The sequence below is a fragment of the Methylobacterium sp. E-046 genome (assembly GCF_022829625.1).
In the GTDB taxonomy this organism is placed as follows: domain Bacteria; phylum Pseudomonadota; class Alphaproteobacteria; order Rhizobiales; family Beijerinckiaceae; genus Methylobacterium; species Methylobacterium longum.
This window is the reverse complement of sequence record NZ_JAKSYP010000121.1, coordinates 1-25,031: the sequence shown is the minus strand read 5'-3', so window position 1 is coordinate 25,031 and position 25,031 is coordinate 1. Positions and strand designations below refer to the sequence as shown.

At 71.3% G+C, this 25,031-nt stretch carries 20 protein-coding genes and 1 pseudogene; 9 read left to right on the top strand and 12 right to left on the bottom strand.

Annotated features, from left to right (window positions below; genetic code table 11):
* Positions 1-60 precede the first annotated feature (60 nt).
* The 3 genes and pseudogenes from MKK82_RS34180 to MKK82_RS11210 form a co-directional block, all read left to right on the top strand.
* Positions 61-696, top strand: a pseudogene (locus MKK82_RS34180) (DedA family protein); the annotation flags it as partial.
* Positions 697-1,279: 583 nt separating this feature from the next.
* Positions 1,280-1,696, top strand: coding sequence for a hypothetical protein (locus MKK82_RS11215; RefSeq protein ID WP_243985714.1), 417 nt, complete (start codon positions 1,280-1,282; stop codon positions 1,694-1,696).
* Positions 1,697-1,894: 198 nt separating this feature from the next.
* Positions 1,895-4,300, top strand: a complete 2,406-nt coding sequence (locus tag MKK82_RS11210; RefSeq protein WP_243985712.1) for a glycosyltransferase family 2 protein — start codon at positions 1,895-1,897, stop codon at positions 4,298-4,300.
* Positions 4,301-4,334: 34 nt separating this feature from the next.
* Here the strand turns inward: MKK82_RS11210 and MKK82_RS11205 are convergent, their stop codons facing one another.
* From MKK82_RS11205 to MKK82_RS11165, 9 genes are all read right to left on the bottom strand, one after another.
* A complete protein-coding gene (locus MKK82_RS11205; protein WP_243985710.1) occupies positions 4,335-5,987 on the bottom strand; it encodes a GDSL-type esterase/lipase family protein in 1,653 nt (550 codons plus the stop codon).
* A gap of 23 nt (positions 5,988-6,010) precedes the next feature.
* Positions 6,011-7,255: a hypothetical protein gene (locus MKK82_RS11200; protein ID WP_243985708.1), complete on the bottom strand. Its 1,245-nt coding sequence runs from the start codon at positions 7,253-7,255 to the stop codon at positions 6,011-6,013.
* A gap of 78 nt (positions 7,256-7,333) precedes the next feature.
* Positions 7,334-8,701 carry a coagulation factor 5 8 type domain-containing protein gene (locus MKK82_RS11195; RefSeq protein WP_243985706.1) on the bottom strand — a complete coding sequence of 456 codons (1,368 nt, stop codon included), beginning with the start codon at positions 8,699-8,701 and terminating at the stop codon, positions 7,334-7,336.
* A 53-nt stretch (positions 8,702-8,754) separates the two neighbouring features.
* Positions 8,755-9,702, bottom strand: coding sequence for an N-acetyl-gamma-glutamyl-phosphate reductase (gene argC, locus MKK82_RS11190; RefSeq protein WP_243985704.1), 948 nt, complete (start codon positions 9,700-9,702; stop codon positions 8,755-8,757).
* A gap of 167 nt (positions 9,703-9,869) precedes the next feature.
* Positions 9,870-10,355: a 30S ribosomal protein S9 gene (gene rpsI, locus MKK82_RS11185; RefSeq protein WP_238290187.1), complete on the bottom strand. Its 486-nt coding sequence runs from the start codon at positions 10,353-10,355 to the stop codon at positions 9,870-9,872.
* Between the two features lie 2 nt (positions 10,356-10,357).
* Entirely contained in the window at positions 10,358-10,819 is a 462-nt protein-coding gene (rplM, locus tag MKK82_RS11180; protein WP_243985702.1) for a 50S ribosomal protein L13, read from the bottom strand.
* Between the two features lie 214 nt (positions 10,820-11,033).
* Positions 11,034-11,633, bottom strand: coding sequence for a CoA-binding protein (locus MKK82_RS11175; protein WP_243985690.1), 600 nt, complete (start codon positions 11,631-11,633; stop codon positions 11,034-11,036).
* A 30-nt stretch (positions 11,634-11,663) separates the two neighbouring features.
* Positions 11,664-12,959, bottom strand: coding sequence for a nucleotide sugar dehydrogenase (locus tag MKK82_RS11170; RefSeq protein WP_243985688.1), 1,296 nt, complete (start codon positions 12,957-12,959; stop codon positions 11,664-11,666).
* A 101-nt stretch (positions 12,960-13,060) separates the two neighbouring features.
* Positions 13,061-14,479 (bottom strand): amidohydrolase, encoded by a 1,419-nt coding sequence (locus MKK82_RS11165; protein WP_243985680.1) that lies wholly within the window; start codon positions 14,477-14,479, stop codon positions 13,061-13,063.
* A gap of 174 nt (positions 14,480-14,653) precedes the next feature.
* Here MKK82_RS11165 and MKK82_RS11160 point away from each other — a divergent pair, with 174 nt between their 5' ends.
* The 5 genes from MKK82_RS11160 to MKK82_RS11140 all read left to right on the top strand — a co-directional run bounded on the left by MKK82_RS11160 (position 14,654) and on the right by MKK82_RS11140 (position 20,561).
* Positions 14,654-16,444 (top strand): peptide ABC transporter substrate-binding protein, encoded by a 1,791-nt coding sequence (locus MKK82_RS11160; protein ID WP_243985679.1) that lies wholly within the window; start codon positions 14,654-14,656, stop codon positions 16,442-16,444.
* A gap of 34 nt (positions 16,445-16,478) precedes the next feature.
* Positions 16,479-17,438: an ABC transporter permease gene (locus tag MKK82_RS11155; RefSeq protein WP_243985678.1), complete on the top strand. Its 960-nt coding sequence runs from the start codon at positions 16,479-16,481 to the stop codon at positions 17,436-17,438.
* On the top strand, positions 17,404-18,336 hold the full coding sequence (locus MKK82_RS11150; protein ID WP_243985677.1) for an ABC transporter permease: 933 nt from the start codon (positions 17,404-17,406) through the stop codon (positions 18,334-18,336). Before MKK82_RS11155 ends, MKK82_RS11150 begins: the two co-directional genes overlap by 35 nt.
* Before the next feature lie 2 nt (positions 18,337-18,338).
* Positions 18,339-20,198, top strand: coding sequence for an ABC transporter ATP-binding protein (locus tag MKK82_RS11145; RefSeq protein ID WP_243985676.1), 1,860 nt, complete (start codon positions 18,339-18,341; stop codon positions 20,196-20,198).
* Positions 20,199-20,297: 99 nt separating this feature from the next.
* A complete protein-coding gene (locus tag MKK82_RS11140; protein WP_238290196.1) occupies positions 20,298-20,561 on the top strand; it encodes a hypothetical protein in 264 nt (87 codons plus the stop codon).
* 51 nt (positions 20,562-20,612) lie between these two features.
* On the opposite strand, the gene MKK82_RS11135 is transcribed toward MKK82_RS11140, so the two are convergent.
* The 3 genes from MKK82_RS11135 to MKK82_RS11125 all read right to left on the bottom strand — a co-directional run bounded on the left by MKK82_RS11135 (position 20,613) and on the right by MKK82_RS11125 (position 21,277).
* The gene (locus MKK82_RS11135; RefSeq protein ID WP_243985675.1) at positions 20,613-20,750 is read right to left on the bottom strand and encodes a hypothetical protein; all 138 of its coding nucleotides are present in this window, start codon (positions 20,748-20,750) and stop codon (positions 20,613-20,615) included.
* A gap of 10 nt (positions 20,751-20,760) precedes the next feature.
* Positions 20,761-20,934: a hypothetical protein gene (locus MKK82_RS11130; RefSeq protein ID WP_243985674.1), complete on the bottom strand. Its 174-nt coding sequence runs from the start codon at positions 20,932-20,934 to the stop codon at positions 20,761-20,763.
* A gap of 97 nt (positions 20,935-21,031) precedes the next feature.
* A complete protein-coding gene (locus tag MKK82_RS11125; protein WP_238290201.1) occupies positions 21,032-21,277 on the bottom strand; it encodes a hypothetical protein in 246 nt (81 codons plus the stop codon).
* 1,034 nt (positions 21,278-22,311) lie between these two features.
* Here MKK82_RS11125 and MKK82_RS11120 point away from each other — a divergent pair.
* On the top strand, positions 22,312-25,031 hold a 2,720-nt coding region (locus tag MKK82_RS11120), incomplete at its 3' end, for a PAS domain-containing protein (RefSeq protein ID WP_243985673.1).

Here is a 25,031-nt window from a genome sequence, read left to right as displayed (position 1 = left end):
CCGCCCCGGAGCGGCCACGTTTGTCGGCGACAGGGCGGCATCGATCCGCGAGGAGACCGCATGTCCTTCCTGCACGATCTGCCGATCGCCGACCTGATCGCGCAGTACGGCTACATCGCCATCTTCGTCATCATCACGCTGGAGAGCGCCGGGCTGCCTCTGCCCGGCGAGACGGTCCTGCTGACCTCCGCGGCCTATGCCGGCAGCACCGGCAACCTCAACATCGCGGTCGTCGTGGCGATCGCGGCGACCGCCGCGATCCTGGGGGACAACGCCGGCTACTGGGTCGGCCGCCGCTGGGGGCTGCCCCTGCTCCTGCGCAAAGGGCACCTGATCGGGCTCGATCACGGCCGGCTCAAGCTCGGCCAGTACCTGTTCCGCCAGCACGGCGGGAAGATCGTGTTCTTCGGCCGGTTCACCGCGATGCTGCGCGCCTACGCGGCCGTGCTCGCGGGCGTGAACAAGCTCGATGCCCGCCGCTTCATGGCCTTCAACGCGCTGGGCGGCGTGGCCTGGGCCGCCATCATGGGGTTCGGCGCCTACCTGTGCGGGCGCTCCATCGAGAACGTCATGGGACCGGTCGGCCTCGGACTCCTGGCCTTCGTCCTGCTGGGCGCCGTCGCGCTGTGGCTGTTCATGCGCCGGCACGAGGCGCGCCTGATGATCGCCGCCGAGGCTGCGATCCCGGGTCCGCTGGTCGATGGCCTGGGCGGCGGGACGGCGGGCGAGCCGGCCGCAACCCCGGCGGCCGCGGATCGGAGCGGGCCGCCCCAGGCCGACTTCCAGAACCAGATCGAAGCGATCCTGGCGCAGCGGGAGCACGCGCGGACCCGTGCCGCCGCGCCGGCTGCCGAACCGGGTCCGCGCGAGCCCTGGCCCCTGTGGTTCAAGGGCGCCGTGCTCCTCGTCGCGGCGGCCTTCGGCATGACCCTGGTGTCGTGGCACGACGGGGTGACCGGCGGCGCCTACGGGCGCGTCGTCGGGCAGGTCGGGATCGTGGGCATCGCCCTGATGCTGCTCGTGCCCGCCGCCCTCCTGGCGGTCCTCGGCCGCCGGCTGCGGCGCCCGAAGGGCGCGATCGGGCTGGCGGCGTGACAGCCCGTGAGCCGGCCGCGCCTGCGCCGCCCTGCGGGGGCAGGGTTGACCGGTCCCGGGGCCGATCGTACAGCCGGCTTCGACCCGACAGGGGCGCCCCGGCGCGCCGGCCTCCGGCCGATCCTGCTGCGCGGCCGCGTGCCCCGCAGCGCCGTCGGGCTTCGGGACTGAGACGGAGCCAACCTTGGGCGAGGACGTAGAGGCGCTGCGGGCCGAGCTCGCCGAGACCCAGGCACGGCTCAAGGAGGCGCAGGGCGAGCTGGCCCGGCTGGTGCGCCTCGCCGAGGCCGATCTCCAGCGTCGCCGGCCCGGCGAACAGTCGAGCGTCGTGGCCTCGTCGGTACGCCGTCCCGCCGCCAAGGAGGTCGCCGCCCGCATCGCTCGGTTCGCTCATCTCTATCGCGAGGCCGCCGAAGCGGTGCCGGACCGGGCCCCCGTCGTTCCCGAGGCGACGATGCTCGGCTGGCTCGAGACCTCCGGCCTGTTCGACCGCCAGTTCTACCTGGCGTGCAACGACGACGTCGCCAACGCCGGCGCCGACCCGATCCTGCACTATTACAATCACGGGTCCGAAGAGGCGCGCCTTCCCTCGACCCTGTAAGCGCCGATCCTCCGCTCCGGGCGGTGCCGGGCGCGACCGATCTCGCAAGTCTTCGCTTTCAATATGACTGGACGCGATAAGTAAAACCACGCGATCAAAGCTGAAATATCGCCCCATTGTCTCTTCCGGGCGCGTTGACCCACTCCGCCCCGTGATCTAGGGAGCGGCCAGCCGAGTGGGGTGCGAGGGGTCAGACCGATGCAGGACGGTGCAGGCGCGCACGCGCCGGGCTCGACCACGGCTCCGCCCGCGCTCGAGCCGTGGCAGGACGACTTCGCCACCATCTACGCCAGCGGCCTGTTCGACCACGTCGAGTACGCGACGCGCTATCCCGACGTCGGCCTGACCGACCTGTCGCCCCTGGAGCACTACGTGAAGTACGGCGCCCGGCTCGGGCGCCGGCCCCGGGCCGACTTCACCGCGCCGCCCGACGAGAGCTTCGACGGCAGCTTCGTCAATCCCTTCGCGGCCTGGATCCGCGCGCAGGCCGAGACCCAGCCCGCGCCGGCCTGGAACCGGCCGGTCGTCTCCGTCCTGTGCATCAGCTACAACCAGGCGTCGTTCATCCGGCAGACCCTGGAGAGCATCCTCGGCCAGGCCACGGATTTCCCCTTCGAGCTCCTCGTCGGCGACGACCGCTCCACGGACGGGACCGCCGAGATCATCGCCGAGTACGCCGCGCGGCATCCCAACCTCGTGGCGGTCCTGCGCACCGAAAATCTCGGCCCGAACAGGAACTTCGCCGACCTCACGCGGCGCGCCCGCGGCGCGTTCGTGGCGATCTGCGAGGGCGACGATTACTGGACCGACCCGCGCAAGCTCCAGCGGCAGGTCGATTTCCTCCGGGCGCGCCCCGAATTCACCCTCTGCTTCCACCGGGTCCGCGTCGTCTACGAGGACATGCCGGGGGTCGAGGAGCTGTACCCGAAGCAGTGCAGCCCGCAGCCGTCGCTCTCCGACCTCGTGGCCCACAACTTCGTCCAGACCAACAGCGTGCTCTATCGCTGGCGCTACCACGGCGCGGAGGCGTTCGCGTTCGACGAGGGCATCGCCCCCGGCGACTGGTACGTCCACCTGATGCACGCCGAGGTCGGGCGCATCGGCTTCCTGCCGGAGGTGATGGCGGTCTACCGCAAGCACGCCGCCGGGATGTGGGCGACCTACGCCACCGAGCTCGCCCGCCACAAGAAGCTCGGCCATTCCGAGATCGCCTTCTTCCGCAAGCTGCGCGGCCATTTCGGCGGCCGCTACGCGGCGGGCTATGAGGCCGCGCAGAAATCGATCTTCCGGCGGCTGGCCGAGGCCTATCTCGACGAGGCGGACGTGCCGAGCCTCGGGCGCCTGATCGAGGCCAATCCCGACATCGCCCGCGCGGCCCTGCGCGACATGGGCCTCGACGCCCCCGATCCCCTCTCCGGCGAGCCCGAGGCGCTGCGCGCCTGGCTGATGGAGCAACTCACGGTCAGCGTCATCGTCACGGCCTACAACCACGCCGCCGAGATCGGCCGCTGCCTCGACGCGGTGCTGGGCCAGCGCGGGCTGTTCCGGATGCAGGTCGTGATCGGCGACGACACGTCCACCGACGGGACGGCCGAGATCGTCGAGCGCTACCGGGCGCGCGATCCGGAGCGGATCGTGGTGCGGCCCCGGCCGCGGAACCTCGGCATGCTGCGCAACATGCAGGATTGCCTCGCCGCCTGCACGGGCCGCTACATCGCCTTCTGCGAGGCCGACGATCACTGGCTGTCGGACCGCAAGATCGCCATGCAGATGCGGATGCTGCGCAACGACCGCAGCCTCGACATGTGCTTCAACTGGGTGCTGCTCCACTACCCGGCCACCGGCTCCTACGTGCCGCACGACGAGCAGGGCCGCTATCCCACCGGCACGATCAGCTTCCCGGTGCTGGCCAATTCGCCGCTCACCGCCAATTTCTCCTGCTGCTTCTACCGCGCCGAGGCCCTGCGCCGGGTGCCGGAGGCGTACTACGAGAATGCGTCGGCGGCCGACTGGCTGATGAACCTCTACGTCGCCGACAAGGGCCGGATCGCCTTCCTGCGGGAGCTGCTCTCGGTCTACACGATCCAGGAAAAGGGGCAGTGGTCGGGCCTGCCGGAGGACATCAAGAACGCGCGGATCGCCCGGTATCAGAAGGAATTCGCCGGCATCTTCGGAGAGGGGCGCGGCTTCGAGAAGTACGAGGTCGGCTGCACCGTGGCCGAGCTCGACGGCGAGCTGCCGGATGCCTTCGCCCGCGCGAACCTGGAGGCTCCCCAGGACCGGGTCTGGGCCGAGATCCAGGACGGGCAGGTGGTGCTGGCCGGTTGGGTCGTCTCGGCGAGCCGCGCCAAGGCGACGCTGATCGTGGAGGCCGACGGCGAGGTCCAGCGCATCCCCGCAGACGTCCACCGGCCGGACGTGATCGCGGCGGTGCTGGGCGACATGCCCACCACGATGGAGGAGGCCCGCTGCGGCTTCCGCTTCACCCTGCCCTACGCCCTTCACCTCGAGGTGCTGCTCTCCATCGAGGTCGAGCACGCGGTCGTGCCCTGGCTCTCGGTCATCTTCACGCACCGGGTGAAGCGCTCGGCCGAGCAGGGCTGACCCCGCCGGCATCGCGCGGGGGGCGACCCCGGCGCTACCCGCCGCCGAGGAGCTGCTTGGCGCGGGCGAACAGCGTGCGGGCCCGGGCCCGCTCCAGGGCGCCGCGAACCTCGCCCGCCAGCCGCGCCGCGACGATCTCGCGGGCGGGATCGTCGTAGTGGACGATGTCGTAGAAGGTCCCCTCCTCCCGCGCGCGGAAGATCCCGCTGAGGTCGAGGGCCGTGAAAGTACGCCGGTAGGGGCGGCGCGCCGCGAGGGCGGCGGTGAAGGCCTCCAGCTTGCCGTACTGGCGGTCGAGATACGCGAGGAACGCCCCGGAGGCGACGCCGCGCTCCACCGCGGTGAGGTGGCGCTTGCGCAGGACCGTCGGCTGCAGGACGCTCACGATCGGCACGGCGTGGTCGTGCGACAGTTTGGCGAGGCGGTGCGCGGCCAACTGGTAGTGGTGGACGATGGCGTCCTCCCAGCCGGGGCTCTGCCAGCCGACCTCCGCGCGCAGCCGCTTCAGCTCCTCGTAGATCAGCGAGACCAGACCCTCGTAGGACAGGCCGTCCTCGCGGGCCCGGGGGTCGTGCGTGTCGAAGAAGTGGTCGTAGAGGCGCTCGGTGATGAAGGCGTTGTAGGGGTGGCCGGGGCGCGGGTCGTAGGTCCAGGGCTGGAACAGGTCAGTGCTGCCGCTGAGCACCACGATGGCGTCGGGGCTGTAGGTCACCAGCCGCGACCAGATCAGGTGCGTCATCTGCGTGAGGCAGCTCGACATCACCCCGAAATTGTAGACCTTCGCGCTGGCGAGCCCGTCCGCCCGCAGGATCCGCTCGATCCGGCCCGGGAGGGTGTTGGCGATGTCGCCGCCGTCGATGGTGGTGGAATCGCCGACCACGAGGATCCGGGTCTCGTCGGCCGGCTTGCGCGCGACGATCGGGGCCGCGTTCAGGAAGCCGTCGGCGTCGAAGGGGACGCCGTAATGGCTCGCCCCCGGCTTGCCGGCGAACTGGATGAAGGGGCTCGGGAAGCGCGTGTTCGAATCGAGATAGCCGAAATGATGGAGGAACTTGCGGCGGCGCGCGGCGTCCTCGCTCTCCGGCGGGGCCCAGATCTGCTCCACGCCCGGCGCGGTCAGGGCCGCCAGCATCGCGCCGCGGAGCGCCGCGTGGCCGGCGGCGTTGAGCCGGACGCCATCGTCGCTGAGCGCCGGCCTCAACGCGCCCGTCTCGGTGGCCAGCACGGCGTCGTAGTCGATGAACGCCGCCCCGTACGCCTCCACGTGGTCGCGCAGCCACGCGTTGACCTGCCCGATGAGCGCGACCGGCACCCCGGCCGCGCCCGGCGCGCCCGGATCCACCGGCGGGATCGAGCCGATCCAGGTCCGTACGTGGAGGTCGCGTGCATCCTGCAGCATCGCCGCGATATCGGTCGCGATGCGGTCGAATGACGGCGCGCGATCGCGGCCGAGGATGTCGTCGCGACCGCCGATCACGTGGAGGCCCCGGGCGCCGTAGAGCGCGATGTCGGAGCGCAGCCGCCGCGCCATGTCCCGGGTCGACTGCCCGGGTATCCCCCGCGCCACCGTCTGGGGGCCCGAGAACAGCGCCGGCGTCTCGGCCGTCAGCGCCGCCGTCACCGAATCGCCGAAGAACAGGATCGGTCCGAGGGGGAACAGCGGCGTGTCGTGTGCCGGCGCGCTCATGCGGTTCCGCTCGCCCTGCCGTCTCAGCGCGCCGCGAAGATCTCGACGCCGTCGAGGTGCAGATGCTGCTCCTCGTCGAGATCGACCTTCAGGTAGCGGAACCGCGCGTTGTCGAAGCGCAGGTGCAGGGGCAAGCCGGGATGGCAATGGGCATCGACGGCGTCGAAGACGAGGCGGTACTCGTCCTCGGTCTCGCCCAGCCAGACCCGCATCAGCTGCGCCCGTTCGCTGAGCTGCCCCCAGCGGTTGTAGATCCGGATCTCGGAGACCCGCTCGACCGCCCCGAGATCGAGGACGAACCACGGGTTCCGCTCGAGGGCCGTGTGGAAGAAGAAGGACGGGTCGCCGGTGGTGCGCTCGCCGTAGGTGCCGGTCGTCCCCGACCAGGGGGAGGCGGAACTCGCCGTCCAGGTCCTGCCGAGGGCGATGTTCTCGGAGGGACGGGTCGTCACCAGGGTATCGGTCTCCAGTTCCTCGATCAGGGTCTGGATCTGCTTGGACGGCTGCCGCAGGGGCGGGATCTCGAGGTCGAGCTTGTAGATCAGGTTCGACAGGATGCTCTGGTCGAAGCGGTGGTCGATGAAGCCGTCGAAATCCGGGAGCCCCAGCTGGTTGGGGAGGTCGGTGACGACCCGCGGATCGCCCGCGTAGCGCAGCCATTCGGCGACCAGGTGGCGCGTGGCCGGGCTCACCATGAAGGCGATCCACGAGGCCTGGATCTGGTCCGCGTTCCAGTACCGCTCCGAATCGCAGCCCATGAGCACGAAGCAGTCGCGCTTGGTCCAGAGCCGCTGCGGCCGTCCGTGCAGCACCCCCACCGCCACCCGGCTGCCCGAACCGGCGAGCCAGGTCAGGAGCGGCGCCACCGGCGGCAGCGGATCGTCGCCGACCGCCTGCATCCCCGTGTCGCTGAAGACGATGAAGTCGCCGTCGCGGCGCTTCTCCAGCGCCTCGGCGATGATGTAGGGCTTCCACGCCCAGTTCCCCGCGCCCCGGGATCGGTCGAGGATCTCCCGGTGTTCCCGGTAGAACGGCGTCTCGCGCAGCCGGTCGGGGGACCAGCTCTCGATCGTGTCGAAATCGCCCGTGGCGGCGGCCGCGGCGACCAGCCGGCGCTGGCTCTCGACGTAATGGTACTTGGCGGCGAAACTGACCAGGCTGGTGTGGCGCGGCCGGAGCCGGCGCCGCTGCATCATCAGCACCTCGGCCCGGTGCATCGCGAAGGCGTTGACGCGCAGGGCCTCCGATGGCTGGTCAGCGCTGGCCAAATCTGTCCTCCGGTGGAATGGCTGGGCGCTTGTCACCGGTTTTTCCACCGTCGGCAAGGCGACGCGGCCCGGCCGGGATCAGGCGTCGTCGAAGGCGAGGCTCTCGGCGGGGTAGTCGAGCATCAGGGCACGCCGCTCGGGCGAGTTGTCCCACTCGCCGACCTTCGTGTAGGCGCCGGCCACGTCCAGAACCTCGACGACCCGGTCGATGGTGGGGATGCTCTTAAAGTGCTGCGGCCAGCCGGAGGCGAAGTAGAAGACCTGCTCGACCCGATCCGAGAGCTGGCACACCCCCGGCCCGAAGGTGCCGAGCCCGAACACGAGGTAGCGCCCGTTCATCAGCGCCACCACGTCGTCGATCAGGGTCCCGCTCTGGGTCGACAGCGGGATACCGCGCTCCGCGATCCAGGCCTCGAGCGCCGGGATCACCGGGTTGAGCCGGTTCTCGAAGACGAGCTTGATCCGGGTGATGCGGCCCTCCGACAGGAGCCGCCGGATGACCATCTGGTAGAAGGCGAGCGGAGGCTGCGGGTAGGTCGGTGCCACCCAGGTGCTGAAGATGTCGCCCGAGCGGATGTGGATCAGCAACTCGTCGTCGGGCTTCCCCGGGATGTGCTGCGGCAACCGGCTGAACAGCGGCCGGATGCAGGTCTTCACGATGTCCCGGGTTTCGTCGCGGCCGAGCGCGCCGGCGAGCTGCTGGATCCCGAGGTCGAAATACATTCCCGACAGGAAGCTGCCGTCCTCCGGCAGGGGCGCGGAGCCGGGGATGAAGGTGATCCCCCCGCAGGTCAGCGGGCCGGTCAATCCGATCACCTCGCTGCGGTCGGCCGCCGGCAGCTTGATGTATTTCAGGTTCAGGTTGCGGGCGATGCCGATGGCGAGGAGCAGCTGGATCAGACAATTGCCGAACGCGCCGCATTCGTAGAGCGCGAGGCCCACGAGGGTGCGCGACCGTGGTCGGTCGGCACTGACCAGGCGATAGGCGACGTAGGGGTTTGCCCCGGGCCGCTCGTCGACGATGTCGAAGGCGACGCTCAGCATGTGCCGCAGGGCGATGAGGTCGAAGTCGGACTGCGCGCACTGGACCCGCACGGTCGGCGGGCTGCCGGCCGGCGCGGCCAGCGCCACGCGGACGTGGCGCGCCCAGGCTCCCTCCCCGGGCGCCACCGTCAGGGAGACGACGCCCGCACCATCGGGGTTCGCGTCGAGGGCGAGCGCGCGCCAGTCCTGCCCGTCATCGGACACGGTCAGGCGCGGTCGGGCGCCGGTCCCGGTCTCGACGCTGACGGCCCGGATCGGAAACCGGAGGCCGAGATCGACCTGGACGCCGACGGGGACGGCCGGCGCGTCGCCCTCCCGCGCCGTCTCCGCGGCGTGCCAGGGCCGGCCGAACGCCACGTCGACCAGGTCGCCGTTCGTCCCATCGGTCGCGCCTGCGGGCATCGCTTCCTCCTCACCTTGGCCGCTGGGGCGATTCCGGGCGTCGAGCGCGCCGCTCAGGCGTCGAGCCCGAGCATCAGGCCGAGGTTCTGCACCGCCGCACCCGAGGCGCCCTTGCCGAGGTTGTCGAGGCGCGCCACCAGCACCGCCTGCCCGTGGTCGGACGAGCCGAACACCCGCAGCTCCAGCCGGTCGGTGTCGTTGAGGTCCTCCGGTTCGATCTTCTCCCGGTGCGCGCCGGTGGCGCCCGGCACCACCTGCACCAGCGGCTCCCCGGCGTACCAGTCGCGCAGCGCCGCCTCCAGGTCGCCCGCCGCGGGCTTGCCCGGCAGGGTGTCGAGGTGGAGCGGCACGCTCACCAGCATGCCCTGCCGGAAATTCCCCACGGACGGCACGAAGATCGGCCGCCGCGTCAGCCCGCTGTAGCGCTGCAGCTCGGGCACATGCTTGTGGGCGAAGCCGAGGCCGTAGAGCTGGAACGGCGGCGCCGTGCCCTGCTCGTAGGCCTCGATCATGCTCTTGCCGCCGCCGCTGTAGCCGCTGACCGCGTTGACGCTGATCGGGTGATCGGCCGGGATCAGGCCGCCCGCCACGAGCGGGCGCAGGAGCGCGATGCCACCGGTCGGGTAGCAGCCGGGATTGGCCACGCGCCGGGCGCGGGCGACCGCGGGCCCCTGTTCCCGGGTCATCTCCGGGAAGCCGTAGGTCCAGCCCTCCGCGATCCGGTGGGCGGTGCTGGCGTCGAGGACGCGCGGGCCGCCGCCGGGCAGTCCGTCGGCGAGCGCCACCGTCTCCCGGGCGGCTTCGTCCGGCAGGCAGAGTACGACGAGGTCGACCGCGGCGAGCAGCGCGCGCTTGGCCTCCGGATCCTTCCTGTGCGCGGGTGCGATGCTGCGCAGGGCGACCCGGCCGTCGCGCTCCAGGCGCTCGCGGATGCCGAGGCCGGTGGTGCCGGCCTCGCCGTCGATGAACACGGTGGGCTTTGTCGCGCCTTCGCCAGCCATGATCCGCCCGTCCTTCCGATTCGACCTGTCGCCCGAGTCCGGCACCGCGCGCGCCGATCACGTGAGCGCGGTGCACCATGCTGTCAACGGCCGCGCGGCAGCCGGAAACGCGAAAGGGCGGCCCCGCAGGAGCCGCCCTCTCCGTGACACCGGTGTGACCGGGTGTCTTAACGCTTGGAGAACTGGAAGCTGCGGCGGGCCTTCTTGCGGCCGTACTTCTTGCGCTCGACCACGCGGGCGTCGCGGGTCAGGAAGCCTTCGCGCTTCAGGGGCGCGCGCAGCTCCGGCTCGTAGTAAGTCAGCGCCTTCGAGAGCCCATGCCGCACGGCGCCGGCCTGGCCGGAGAGGCCGCCGCCCGCCACCGTGACGTTGATGTCGTACTGGTCGATGCGGCCGGCGATCTCCAGCGGCTGGCGCAGGATCATGCGCAGCACCGGCCGGGCGAAGTAGACCTCCACGGGGCGCTTGTTGATCGTGACCGTGCCGTTGCCGGGCTTGATCCAGACGCGGGCGACCGCGTCCTTGCGCTTGCCGGTGGCGTAGGCGCGCCCTTGAGCGTCCAGCTTCTGGACGTGCACGGGGGCCTCGTTGGCCGGATCGACCGCGCCGGTGTTCGACCGGTTGAGGTCGGCGAGGGACTGCAGGGTCGCCATGATCAAGCGCTCACGTTCTTGCGGTTGAGGGCGCCGACGTCGAGCGCCTGCGGCTGCTGGGCCTCGTGCGGGTGCTCGGTGCCCTTGTAGACGCGGAGGTTGCCGAGGATCTGACGGAAGAGCGGGCCGCGGGGCAGCATGCGCTCGACGGCCTTCTCGACCACGCGCTCGGGGAACCGGCCTTCGAGGATGAATTTGGCCGTCCGCTCCTTGATGCCGCCCGGATAGCCGGTGTGGTAGAAGTAGCTCTTCTGGCTGTACTTACGCCCGGTGAACTTCACCTTCTCGGCGTTGATGACGATGACGTTGTCGCCGCAATCGACGTGGGGCGTGTAGGCGGCCTTGTGCTTGCCGCGCAGGCGCATCGCCACGATCGAGGCGAGACGGCCCACCACGAGGCCCTCCGCGTCGATCACGATCCACTTCTTGTCGACCTCGGCGGGCTTCAGCGAGGTGGTCTTCATAGCCAAATCCCAGGGGTTCCGACGGATCCGGCCCCGACGGGTCGGGGCATTCAGGCATCGGGGTGCCGAAAAACGAGCCGCCGCGTGGAATGCACGCGGCGGCGGTGCCGGGTGGATAGCCGGACCGGGAGGGCGGGTCAACAGAGAAAATCGAAAACGCAAAAAGCCGAGCGCTGAGAATGACTTCCAATCTGCGGTATCAGGATACCGCAGGTCAGTCGCTCCGCCGGCCGCGCTCGGCGATGGTGAGCCTCTGGACGCCCCGGCCGGCGAGCACGGGCTTCCTCGCGCTGAGGATGCGGGAGTTGACCCCGGTCCAGCCGATCTCGCCCGACAGGCGCCCGTACTCGATCTTGGGACAGCGGTTCATGATCACCGTGAGCCCGCGCGCCTCGGCCCGTCCGGCCGCCGCGTCGTCGCGCACGCCGAGCTGCATCCAGATCACCGTCGGCAACGGGTCGAGGGCCAGCGCCTCGTCCACCAGCGGGCCCGCCGCGGCGGAGTTGCGGAAGATCTCGACCATGTCGATCGGCTGCCCGGCGAGGGACGCCTGCACCTCCGCGAGGGAGGCGGCGACCCGGCGCCCGAGCAGGTCCTGGCCGGCGAGGCCCGGATTGACCGGCGTCACCGCGTAGCCCCGGTCGAGGAGATACTTCAGCACGATCCAGCTCGGGCGGGCCGGGTTCGCCGAGGCGCCCACCAGGGCGATCGTGCGCGCGGCGTTGAGGATCGCGCGGATCCGCGCATCGGGGTAGCGGGCGTGCCGGGCGGCGATCTCCGCGGCGGGCTCGGACCCGTCGGTCGTCTCGTGCATGGCGTGCCTCCATCCTTGTTCCGGCCGGCCTTACAGCCGCCAGACCTCGTAGCCCAGCCGCGTGAAGGTTGCCCGGTCGTGGAGCGACTTCACGTCGACGACCAGCCCCCCGGGCTTCAGCCGCGCGGTGATCTCGTCCGGCGCCATCAGGGCATAGTCCCGGTGCGGCACCGCGATCACGACGGCGTCCGCGTCCCCCGGCAGGTCGTCCCAGTCGACCAGGGCGAGGCCGTGCTCGGCCTCCGCCTCCGCAGCGCTGGCCCGGGGATCGTGGACCGAGACGGCGCAGCCGAACGCGGCCAGTTCCCGGACGAGGTCGGCGACCTTCGAGTTGCGCAGGTCCGCGCAGTTCTCCTTGAAGGTCAGGCCCAGCACGACGACCCGCGCGTTTCCGGCGCCGCCGCGGCGGACGATCCGCTTCACCGTCCCGCGGGCGACGTGGGCGGCCATGCTGTCGTTGATCCGCCGCCCCGCCAGGATCACCTGCGGGTGGTAGCCGATCATCGCGGCCTTGTGGGTCAGGTAGTAGGGATCGACCCCGATGCAGTGGCCGCCGACGAGCCCGGGCCGGAACGGCAGGAAGTTCCACTTGGTCCCGGCCGCCTCGAGCACCTCCAGGGTATCGAGGTCGAGCTTGTCGAAGATCAGCGACAGCTCGTTCATGAGCGCGATGTTCAGGTCGCGCTGGGTGTTCTCGATGACCTTGGCGGCCTCCGCGACCCGGATCGAGGCGGCGGCGTGGAGGCCCGCATCGACGATCGTCCCGTAGAGGTCCTTGAGCCGCGCCAGGGTCTCGGGGGTGTCGCCGGAGATGACCTTCACCACCTTGCCGAGGCTGTGCTCCACGTCGCCCGGATTGATCCGTTCGGGGGAGTAGCCGACGGAGAAGTCCCTCTTCCAGCGCAGGCCCGAATGCCGCTCCAGTTCGGGGACGCAGATCTCCTCGGTGGCGCCGGGATAGACGGTGGACTCGAACACCACGGTCGTGCCGGGACGCATGTGCCGCCCGACCAGCGCCGAGGCCGTGACCAGCAGGTCGAAATCCGGGCACTGCGCCGCGTCGACCGGGGTCGGGACCGTGACGATGATGACGTCCGCCTCCCCCAGCCGGGCCGGATCGTCGGTGACCGTCAGGTGGCCGGCGGCCCGGAACGCCTCCGCGCTGATCTCGCCGGCCGGGTCGACGCCGTCGCGGTAGGCCGCGACCTTGGCGGCGGAGCGCTCGAAGCCGATCGTCGGCCGGGTCCGGCCGAAGGCCAGGGCGAGGGGGAGCCCGACATAGCCCAGGCCGACGATTGCCACGCTCTCCGCCACGCTCTCCGCCATGCCGGATCCCTCCGCGGACCGGGGCACGCCGGTGACGGCCTCTTCCGCCGGCGGCGTATAGGGGCGGCCCGGGCCCGCGTCGAGCCGTCGCCCGGGGCGGTTCAGGTCAGCGACATGCGTAGGGGCGGCTCCACCTCCGGCGGCAGCGGCGAGACGTAGCCGGCGGCACCGACCCGGCGGGCGAGGTCCGCCCTGGCGGCGTCGCGCAGGGCCGCGTCGGTCAGCGCACGGGTGCCGGTGGCGGCCATCGCCTTGGCGACCTGCACCATCGCCTTGTGGGCCGCCGGGGTCCGCCCCTGCGCCACCACCTGCCAGGTGTGGAACGGCGTGCCGATCGCCACCGTGGGTGCGTGGGCCTGGACGGTCGGCACCACCCAGCTCACGTCGCCGACATCGGTGGAGCCCACCGCCGGATTGCGCGGCGCGTCGAGGGGCACGAGGAAATCCGCGAGCGGTGCCTCTGTCCGCGGCATCCCGATGGCGCGAAACACGGCATCGATGTCGCCGTCGGTCAGGGTCGCCCGGATCTCGTCGGCGAAGGCCCGGTCGGCGGCATCGAAATGGGGCGGCCCGAGCTCCTCCATCACCCCGTGGAGCGCCCGCTCCAGGGGATCGTTGCCCACGAGGTTCGACACCGCGCTGACGATCCGGACCTCCACCGCGGTCTCGGTCATCAGGGCGGCGCCTTGCGCGATCTTCTTCACCCGCTCGACCAGCGCCAGCATGCCCGGCAGGTCGCGAGCCCGGATCGAGTAGCGCACCGTCGCGCCGGCCTGGACGACGTTCGGGGCGATGCCGCCGGCGTCGAGATAGGCGTAGTGGACCCGCGCGTCGGACGGCATGTGCTCGCGCATGTAGTTCACGCCGGCGCTCATCAGCTCGACGGCGTCGAGGGCCGAGCGCCCGAGATGGGGCGCGGCCGCCGCGTGGGCGGTGCGCCCGGTGAAGACGAAGTCCGCCCGGGTGTTGGCGAGCGCCACCGGCGGCGCCACCTCCCAGAAGCTGCCCGGATGCCAGGAGATCGCGATGTCGGCCTCCGCGAAGGCGCCGGCGCGGACCATGAAGGCCTTGGCGGCGCCGCCCTCCTCCGCCGGACAGCCGTAGTAGCGCACGCGGCCGGGCGTGCCGGTCTCGGCGAGCCAGTCCTTCACGGCGGTGGCGGCGAGCAAAGCCGCCGCCCCGAGGAGGTTGTGGCCGCAGCCGTGGCCGTGGCCCCCCGCCTCGACCGGCCGGTGCTCGGCGACGCCCGCCTCCTGCGACAGGCCGGGAAGCGCGTCGTACTCGCCGAGGAAGGCGATGACCGGCCCGCCCGCCCCGGCCTCGCCCATCACGGCGGTGGGGATTCCGGCGACCGCTTCCGTGACCCGGAAACCCTGGTGGCGCAGCTCGGCGACGTGCTCGGCGCAGGAGCGGGCTTCGGTGTAGCAGACCTCCGGCAGGCTCCAGACCCGCTCGGACAGGGCGATCAGCCGCTCCGCCTGCCCGTCGACGTGGCGCCACACGGCGTTGCGGTTGTCCATGGGAAGAGCCTCCGAAAGGGCGCGTCGGCGGTCCTGTTGCAGGGTCGGGGCCAGGAAACCATGGGGATCGGGGGCTTGGCGACACGTTTCGGTCGAAGCGTCACTGGCCCGCCCCTTGCCAAGGCCGCCACCAGAATGATGCTGTGCCCGTCACGGCGGCAACCAGGAAATCAAATGGACGAACGGGATCTGCGCGGCCTCATCGGGCGGGTGAAGGACGGCCGCCTGTCGCGGCGCGCCTTCGTGCAGCGCATGGTGGCGGTCGGCCTCAGCGCGCCGATGGCCGGTCTGATGCTCGCCGGCAACGGCGTGGCGATGGCGGCCGACATGCGGGCCGGCTACAAGCCCGCCAAGGCCGGCGGCGGCGGCGCGCTCAAGCTGCTCTGGTGGCAGGCACCGACGCTGATCAACCCGCATTTCGCCATCGGCACCAAGGACCAGGACGCCTCGCGGATCTTCTACGAGCCGCTCGCCGCCTGGGACCCGGACGGCAACCTCGCGCCGGTGCTGGCCGCCACGATCCCGTCCAAGGAGAACGGGGCGCTCGCCGCGGACGGCCGCTCGGTGGTCTGGACCTTGAAGCCCGGCGTGACGTGGCACGACGGCAAGCCGCTCACCGCCGACGATCTCGTCTTCACCTGGGAGTACGCCCGCGACCCCGCCACCGCGGCGGTGTCGGCCGGCTCCTACAAGGATTGCAAGGTCGAGAAGATCGACGACCTCAGCGTCCGGGTCCTGTTCGACAAGCCGACGCCCTACTGGTGCGACGCCTTCGTGGGCATCGTCGGGATGGTGCTGCCCAAGCACCTGTTCGGGCCCTACAGCGGCGCCAAGTCCCGGGACGCGCCCCAGAACCTCGCCCCCGTGGGCACCGGCCCGTACCGGTTCGTGGAGTTCCGGCCCGGCGACATCGTCCGCGGGGAGCGCAACCCCGCTTATCACCTGCCGAACCGGCCCTACTTCGACACCATCGAGATGAAGGGCGGCGGCGACGCGGTCTCGGCCGCCCGCGCGGTGCTCCAGACCGGCGAGTACGACTACGCCTGGAACATGCTGATCGAGGACGAGGTCCTGAAGCGCCTGGAGACCGGCGGCAAGGGCCGGGTCGACGTGGTCTACGGCGGCAAGCTCGAGTTCCTGCTGCTCAACGCCACCGATCCGAACGTCGAGGTCGACGGCGAGCGCGCCTCGATCACCACCAAGCACCCCGCCTTCTCCGACCCGAAGGTGGCCCAGGCGATCAACCTGCTCGTCGACCGCAAGTCGATCCAGACCTACATCTACGGCCGCACCGGCAAGCCCACCGCCAACACGGTGAACGGCCCGGAGCGCTTCGTCTCCAGGGACACGAAGTTCGCCTTCGACCCGGCCAAGGCCAACGCGCTCCTGGACGAGGCCGGCTGGAGGAAGGGCCCGGACGGCATCCGCGCCAAGGACGGCAAGAGGCTCAAGCTGCTGTTCCAGACCTCGATCAACGCCCCGCGCCAGAAGACTCAGGCGATCATCAAGCAGGCCGCCGCGAAGGCCGGCATCGAGATCGAGCTGAAATCGGTGACCGGCTCGGTGTTCTTCTCCTCCGACCCGGCCAATCCCGACACCTGCACGCACTTCTACGCCGACATGGAGATGTACGCCTACAGCATGACGCAGGCCGATCCGGCGATCTGGCTGCTCATGTACGCCTCCTGGGAGGTGGCCCAGAAGGCCAACAAGTGGCAGGGCCGCAACGTCGTGCGCTGGCGCAGCGACGCCTACGACGCGGCCTACAACGCCGCCCAGAGCGAGCTCGACCCGGTCAAGCGCGCCGCGCTCCTGATCAAATGCAACGACCTCGCGGTCTCCGAGAACGTGCTGCCGCTGATCCACCGCGCCGAGGTCTCGGCGGTGGGCGCCACGCTCACGGCGCCCCGCAGCGGCTGGGACAACGACCTGTCGTTCCTGCCCGAATGGTACAGGGAGGCCTGAGCGGGAGGCGAGCGCCGAGAATCGAGGCACAACAATGGGCGCCTACATCCTGCGTCGTCTCCTGATCGCGATCCCGAGCCTGCTGGGCATCAGCCTGATCCTGTTCACCGTCCTGGCGCTGGCGCCGGGCGACCCGTTCGGCGAGCTCGCCAGCAACCCGAACGTGCCGCCCGAGGTGCGGGCGGCGCTCCGCGTCAAGTTCGGCCTCGATGATCCGATCTTCACCCGCTACCTGCACTGGCTGACCGCCATGCTGCAGGGGGACTGGGGCTTCTCCTTCGCCAGCCGGGTGAACGTCGATGCCCTGATCCTCCAGCGGCTGCCGACGACCCTGTTCGTGGTCGGCTCCTCGCAGGTGCTGGCGCTGCTGATCGCGGTGCCGGTGGGCCTCACCGCCGCCCGCCGGCCCTACTCGCTGGCCGACCAGGTCGCCAACACGCTGGCCTTCGTGGGCTTCTCCCTGCCGACCTTCTTCACCGGCCTGCTGTTCATCCTGCTGTTCTCGATCAAGCTCGGCTGGCTGCCCTTCGTCTACCAGGCCGACCTGCCGGGGACCGGCCTGCCCTGGATCTGGGCGAATGTCCGGCAGGCGATCATGCCGGTGGCGGTGCTGGGCTTCTTCCAGGCCGCCTCCTATACCCGCTACGTCCGCGCCTCGGCGCTGGACGTCGCCCGCCTCGACTACGTCACCACGGCCCGCGCCAAGGGCCTGACCGAGGGCACGGTCACCCGCCGGCACATCGCCCGCAACGCCCTGATCCCGGTGGTGACGCTCGTCGCCCTCCAGATCCCCGCGGTGTTCGGCGGCGCCATCGTCACCGAGCAGATCTTCCGGATCCCCGGCATCGGCTCGCTGCTGATCGACGCCATGCTGGCCAACGACACGCCGGTGGTGATGGCCGTGACCTTCGTGTTCGCCGGCCTCGTCATCCTGTTCAACCTCGTCGCGGACCTGCTCTATGGCTGGCTCGACCCTCGCATCGCCCTCCGATGAGGCGCCTGCCCTCGCCCGCCCGCCGGCCTCGCCCGGGCGGGAGACGTGGCGGCGCTTCCGGCGGCACCGGCTGGCGCTGGCGAGCGTCGGCGTGCTGGCGCTGCTCGTCGGCGGCGTGGTGTTCGGCGGCCTGCTCTGGCCGGTCGCCATCGACGACATCGACTTCGCCGCCCAACTCCAGGGCCCGTCCTGGGACCACCCGTTCGGGACCGACGATCTCGGCCAGGACCTGCTCGCCCGGATGATCTACGGCGGCCGGATCTCCCTGGCGGTCGGCTTCGCCGCCATGGCGGTGGCGAGCCTGATCGGAGTGCTGGTCGGGGCGCTGGCCGGCATGTCGCGTCGCCTCCTCGACCCGGTGCTGATGTGGCTGACCGACCTGTTCCTGTCCCTGCCGCAGCTGCCGCTGCTGCTCCTCGTGATCTACCTGTTCCGCGACAGCCTGAAGGCCGTGTTCGGCACCCAGGGCGGGGTGTTCCTGATGATCGTCGCGGTGATCGGGGGCCTGCGCTGGATGCCGGTCGCCCGGCTGGTGCGGGCGCAGTTCCTGTCTCTGCGCGAGAAGGAGTTCGTGGAGGCCGCCCGCTCGCAGGGGGCCACCACCGCGCATCTCGTCCGGCGCCACATCCTGCCGAACGCGCTGGGGCCGGTGATCGTGGCGGCCAGCATCGAAGTCTCGGCGGCGATCATCGCGGAATCGACGCTGTCCTTCCTCGGCCTCGGCTTCCCCCCCGACATCCCGACCTGGGGGCGGCTGCTGTTCGACGCCAAGGACCATCTCGACGTCGCGCCGCACTGGGCGCTGTTCCCGGGGGGCGCGATCTTCCTCACGGTGCTGTCGATCAACTTCATCGGCGACGGCCTGCGCGACGCCCTCGACCCGCGGCGGGTTCTCTAGCGATGGCAGATCCGGTGGACCCGATCCTCTCGGTCTCCGACCTCACCGTGTCCTTCCGCTCGGACGGGCGCTGGCGCGAGGTCGTGCACGGCGTCTCCTTCGACGTGGGCCCGCGCGAGACCGTGGCGCTGGTGGGCGAATCCGGCTCGGGCAAGAGCGTCAGCGCCCTGTCGATCCTGCGCCTTCTGCCGCGGGACGCCAGCCGCATCGGCGGCCGCGTGCGCTTCGCGGGCCGCGAACTGCTCGCCGCCCCCGAGGCCGAGATGCGGCGGGTGCGCGGCGATGCCATCGCCATGATCTTCCAGGAGCCGATGACCTCCCTGAACCCGGTCCTGACCATCGGCTTCCAGATCGCCGAGGCGCTGATCCGGCACCGGGGCCTGTCGCGGTCCGCCGCCGAGGCGGAGGCGCTCCGGCTCCTCGACAAGGTCCGGATCCCGGCCGCCCGGTCGCGCCTGCACGAGTACCCGCACCGCTTCTCCGGCGGCATGCGCCAGCGGGTCATGATCGCCATGGCGCTCGCCTGCCGGCCGAAGCTCCTCATCGCCGACGAGCCGACCACCGCGCTGGACGTCACGATCCAGGCCCAGATCCTCGACCTCATCAAGAGCCTGCAGGACGAGGAGGGGATGTCGGTCCTGTTCATCACCCACGACATGGGCGTGGTCGCCGAGATCGCCGACCGCACCGTGGTGATGTACCGGGGCCGCGCCGTGGAGGCCGGGCCGACCGCGCGGATCTTCGAGGCCCCCACCGAGCCCTACACGCGGTCGCTCCTCGCCGCGGTCCCGCGCCTCGGGACGATGGCGGGCCGGGCCCGCCCGATGCGCTTCCCGGTGGTCGACCGGACGACCGGCCTGGCGGCGCCGACGCCCGAGACCCCCGACACCGTCCAGGCCGCCGAGCGCCCGGTGCTGGAGGTGCGCGACCTGACCACCCGGTTCGACATCCGCTCCGGCCTCCTCGGCCGCGTGACCGGCCGCGTCCACGCGGTGGAGGGGGTCTCGTTCAGCCTCGCGGCCGGCGAGACCCTGGCGCTCGTCGGCGAGTCCGGCTGCGGCAAATCCACCACCGGCCGCGCGATCCTGCGCCTCGTCGAGCCGCTCTCGGGCTCGGTCCTGCTCGACGGCGAGGACATCATCGGCCTCGATCCGAAGGCCCTGCGCGCCCGCCGCCAGCGCATGCAGATGATCTTCCAGGACCCGTTCGCCAGCCTCGACCCACGCATGAGCGTCGGTGCCGCGGTGGCGGAGCCGCTGCTGATCAACCGCCTCGCGGCGCCCCGCGAGGCAAGGCGGCGCGCCGAGGACCTGCTGGCCCGGGTCGGCCTCGGCCCCGAGACGGCCGGGCGCTTCCCGCACGAGTTCTCCGGCGGCCAGCGGCAGCGCATCTGCATCGCCCGGGCCCTCGCCCTGAACCCCCGGCTGATCGTCGCCGACGAGGCGGTCTCGGCGCTGGACGTCTCGGTGAAGGCGCAGGTCGTGAACCTGATGCTCGACCTCCAGGCGGAACTCGGCCTCGCCTACCTGTTCATCTCGCACGACATGGCGGTGGTCGAGCGGGTGAGCCACCGGGTCGCCGTGATGTATCTCGGCGAGATCGTGGAGATCGGCCCCCGGGCCGCGGTCTTCGGCGATCCGCAGCACCCCTACACGAGGAAGCTGCTGGCCGCCGTGCCCGTCCCGGATCCGGCCCGGCGGGGCGAGCGCCACGCCCTGCCGGACGACGAGATCCGCAGCCCGATCCGGGCGCCGGACTACGTCCCGCCGGAGCGGCTCTACCGGGAGGTTTCCCCGGGCCACGTCGTGCAGGATCGGGGTGCCGGCTGGACCGGGTCCGCGGCGGGGGAGGCGGCCGCGTGAGCGTTCGGGATCCGATGCGGATTGAGTGTCGTGCGCGGACGGGGCATGCCCGTGATGTCGCGGGACCCGCGTTCACCGTGACGCATCCGGGGCGTGACGATGCCTGATCTCCGCTGGACCGCCGGTCCCGTCCACTGCAGCGACCTCGTCGACGCGACCGGCAAGGTCTTCGGCTACGTCGGACCGCGGGCGGGCGGCGTGCGCGGCTACCTCGTCCAGGCCGGCTCGGAATGGCCGCCGCGACCCGCCGCCTTCACCGATCATCCCTCGGCCGAGGCCGCCCGCGGATGGGTCGAGGGCGCGGTCGCCGCGCGCGCAGTCAGGCCCGTGCGCATCGTCCGGGACGCGCGCCCGCCCGCCTGACGCCCGCCGCCTCACCGGCGCCGCGCCCGAACGCCCGGGGCGTGGTCCGCCTCAGCGCTCCCTCTCGGCGGGATCGTCCCACTCGACGCGGCGCGGCCGGACGGCCGGCACGGCCACCGCGAGGCCGAGCCGGATCGCGGTTCCGACGATCGCGATCAGGGCAGAGACGAGGAGCAGGGAGTCGAGCACGGCGCGGCCCTCACAGCGGTGGGCGGACGGCGCGGGTATGCCGTGCGGCGCGCTGCCGGGCGCGCGCGTTGTGCTGGCGTCGCATCTGCTCCTGGAGCAGTTCGTCGGCCTGCGGCGGGTGGATCGCCGTCGATGGGATCGGCGATTCCAGACGATCCTGGTCCTGCGGATGGACTGATTTCATGGGCGCCCTCCTCCGTAGTACTTACGCAGGAGCTTAGCCGTTTGGAAATCTATTGCAACCTCGCTCCCGCGGAGGTCCCGGGGTTCGCGCCGGGGCCTTACTTGCCGAACCGCCCGAGCAGGTTGGGGGCGTAGGCGAGGCAGAGCGCCTGGGCGAGGTAGGCGCCCTGGAACGTCGCGTTCATCTCGAAGCAGCGCTTCAGGACCTTCGCGAAGGGCCGGGCATGGACGGCGCCCTCGATTCCCACGGCCACGGCCAGGATCATCGCGATCGCGACGACGCTGTACCAGTTGAGCCAGCGGGCCGTGACCAGTCCTATGGCCGCGATCAAGATGAAAACCATATCCCTCCCCCGTCGCCGCTTTTGATTTGTTTCCGACTTGTTACTTACGCAGTTTGATAGGATCTGGGAAGAGGCAAGGGCCCGTGCTGCATGTTGTGCCGCAGCCGCTCCCTCGATTATTGCAGTGCATCATTCAGCTCAGGGGCAGCAGAGAGCCGCAGTGCGAGAATGATGTTGGCAACGAAGAACTAAGTAAGGTGGCGCTGATACGGACGAACAGGGTGGAAGGCGGTGACGATGCTGTGAGGCATCGCAGCGCGCTGCGACGTAATATAAATCCACTCTGCGGCGCGGAGGAATCCTTCGCGACGGTGGCACAACATACGTGACGAGCGCGGACCGGGCGGTTTGCTTTGCCGGGAAGCAGTGCCTCCGTCGAACTTGCCGCCCGATGCCGGGATGAATGCGGCCCCCCATGCGCGATGATCTGGTTCTGGATCGACGATCGTGCCGGATCGGATATCCATCCGCCGCGCTCTCGGCGCGCAAACCTGATGCGGCCGTCGCAGCGACTTCGGGGCGGCCCGCCGAGAAGTCTTCTTCCGTGCGGGGATTGGTTTGCCGCATTGCGGTGCCCCGGGTCCGATGACGTTGTCGTCGGGGCTGGACCAGACAGCTTGATCACCCGACGGTCGGTCGTGGCGGTGACTGTCCGAACGCCGATCCACGCGGGCGCGTTACACCGGGCGCCGCCGCGTCGTCCTCCGGCGGGCGAAGGGCCGGAAGGCGCTTCGGGCCCGGCTCCGAGTCATGGTGGGAACAAGGGGGGAGCGCTCCCCGCAGCCGCGGCTCACGCGTATTGATAGCCTCGTCCGATCGTGCGAGGGCATCCCATGCCCATGACGTCCGTCCCCTGCGCCCCCCGCACCCGGGAACTGGAACCCGCCGAGGCGACCCGGGTCGCCTCGGGGTGCCGCACGGGAGCCAGCGGCCCCGTCGGCCCGACCCCGGGCCGCGGGTGGGATCGCCGGGGGCTCGGAACGCGGGCGGCCGCGGAAGGACCGGTGACCGCGCGCGGTCCGGTCTAGCGGGTCATGACCCCGATCCTGACCCCTGACGCCGTCGCCGATCCGGGCCGGCTCGCCGCCCTCGCCGCGCACGACATCCTGGACAGCGGGTCCGAGGACACCTTCGACGACATCGTGCGCCTGGCCACGCGCCTGTGCGCCGCGCCCATCGCCCTCATCAGCCTCGTGGCGGCCGACCGGCAATGGTTCAAGGCGCGGATCGGGTTCCCACCACGCGAGACGGATCTCGGCGCCTCGGTCTGCAGGTTCGTGCTGACCGAGCCCGACCTCCTCGTCATCCCGGACCTCGCCGCCGACCCCCGGACCGCGGCGAACCCGCTGGTCGCGCAGGCGCAGGGCCTGCGCTTCTACGCCGGCGTGCCGCTGCGGACGCTGGAGGGCGCGGTCCTCGGCTCCCTCTGCGTGATCGACCGCGTGCCCCGTCCCGAAGGGCTCACGGCCGGGCAGGCGGACGACCTGCGGGCGCTCGGTCGGCAGGTCTGCACCCTCCTGGGGATGCGGCGGACCCGCGCCGGGGAGCACGGGGCCGCCAAGGCCCTGGCGAATGCCGAGGGGCGCCTGCGCCAGGCCCAGGAGGCCGGCGGCGTCGGGCTGTTCACCATCGACCTCGCCGACAACGTGCTCACGCCGACCCCGGAATTCTGCCGCCTCTACGGGCTCCCGGAGGCGCAGGCCTATGCCTCGACGGCCTTCGAAGGGCTGATCATCCCCGAGGACCGGCACCTGATCTCCACGGCCGAGACCCGGCGCCGGGGCGATCCGCCCCGGGACGTCGAGTATCGCATCCGCCGTCCGGATACCGGCGCCCTGCGCTGGATCGCCCGCAAGGGCGAGATCGAGCGCGACCCCTCGGGCCGGCCGGTGCGGTTCTCCGGGGTGGCGCGCGACGTCACCGAACAGCGCCGGACCCGCGACGCCCTCGCGCGCAGCGACGAGCGCTTCCGGACGATCCTGGAGACCATCGAGGCGGCCTTCGCCATCGTCGAGGTCAAGTTCGACGCCGACGACCGGCCGGTCGACTACCGCTTCCTCGAGGCCAATCCCGCCTTCGAGCGCGAGGCCGGCGTCAACCTGCGGGGCAAGTGGGTCACCGAGTTCGCCCCCGACCTGGAGCCCTTCTGGTTCGAGACCTACGGGCGCGTCGCCAAGACCCGGGAGCCCGCCACCTTCGAGAGCTACGCGAAGGCGTTCGCGCGCTGGTTCGACGTCCGGGCCGTCCCCGTCGGCGACCCGGCCGAGCGGCAGATCGCCATCATCTTCAACGACGTCACCGGGCGGCGGACCGCGGAGGAGCGCCTGCGGGTGAGCGAGGCGCTGGCGCGCGCCAACGTGGAGCGGGTTCAGCTCGCCCTGGCGGCCGGCGCGATCATCGGCACCTGGCACTGGGACCTGCCGACCGACCGCTTCTCCGTGGACGAGGCCTTCGCCCGCGCCTTCGACCTCGACCCGACCCTCGGCCGGGACGGCATCCCGCTGGCCCAGATCGTCGCGACCGTGCATCCCGACGACCAGGGGGGGCTGGCCAGCGCCATCGCCGAGGCCATCGCCCGGGGCGGCGCCTACGCCCACCAGTACCGGACGCGGCGCGCGGACGGGAAGTACTACTGGCTGGAGGCGAACGGCCGGGTCGACCACGGTCCGGACGGCACGCCCCTGCGCTTCCCCGGCGTCCTCATCGACGTCGAGGAACGGCGCGCCATCGCGGCCGAGCGCGACCGGGCGGCCGCGGAGCTGCGCGCCCTCAACGAGACCCTGGAGCAGCGCGTCGCCGCCCGGACGGCGGAGCTGATGCAGGCCGAGGAGGCCCTGCGCCAGGCGCAGAAGATGGAGGCGGTGGGCCAGCTCACCGGCGGGCTCGCCCACGACTTCAACAACCTGCTCGCCGGCATCTCCGGGAGCCTGGAGCTGATGCAGGCCCGGATGGCGCAGGGCCGTCTCGGCGACCTCGACCGCTACATGACGGTGGCCCAGGGCGCGGCCAAGCGCGCCGCCGCGCTCACCCACCGCCTGCTCGCTTTCTCGCGCCGCCAGACGCTCGATCCCAAGCCCACCAACGTCAACCGCCTCGTGGTGGACATGGAGGAGCTGATCCGGCGCACCATCGGTCCGGCGATCGCGCTGGAGGTGGTCGGCGCCGCCGGCCTGTGGCCCGCTCTGATCGATCCGGGCCAGCTCGAGAACGCGCTGCTCAACCTCTGCATCAACGCCCGCGACGCCATGCCGGACGGCGGCCGCATCACGATCGAGACGGCCAACACGTGGCTCGACCGCCCGGCCGCGATCAAGCACGAGGTCCCCGAGGGCCAGTACCTCTCGCTCTGCGTGACCGACACCGGCACCGGCATGCCCCCCGAGGTGGTCGCCCGGGTGTTCGAGCCGTTCTTCACCACCAAGCCGATCGGTCAGGGCACCGGCCTCGGCCTCTCGATGATCTACGGCTTCGCCCGGCAGTCGGGCGGGCAGGTGCGGATCTACTCGGAGGTCGGCCAGGGCACGACCGTCTGCCTCTACCTGCCGCGCCACGACGGCGAGAGCGACCCGGACGACCCCGTGGGCACGCTCACCGAGGCGGCGCGCGCCGTGCAGGGCGAGACGGTCCTGATCGTGGACGACGAGCCGTCCGTGCGGATGCTGGTCACCGAGGTGCTGGAGGATCTCGGCTACACGGCGATCGAGGCCGCCGACAGCGTCGCCGGGCTGAAGGTGCTGCAATCGGACGTGCGCAT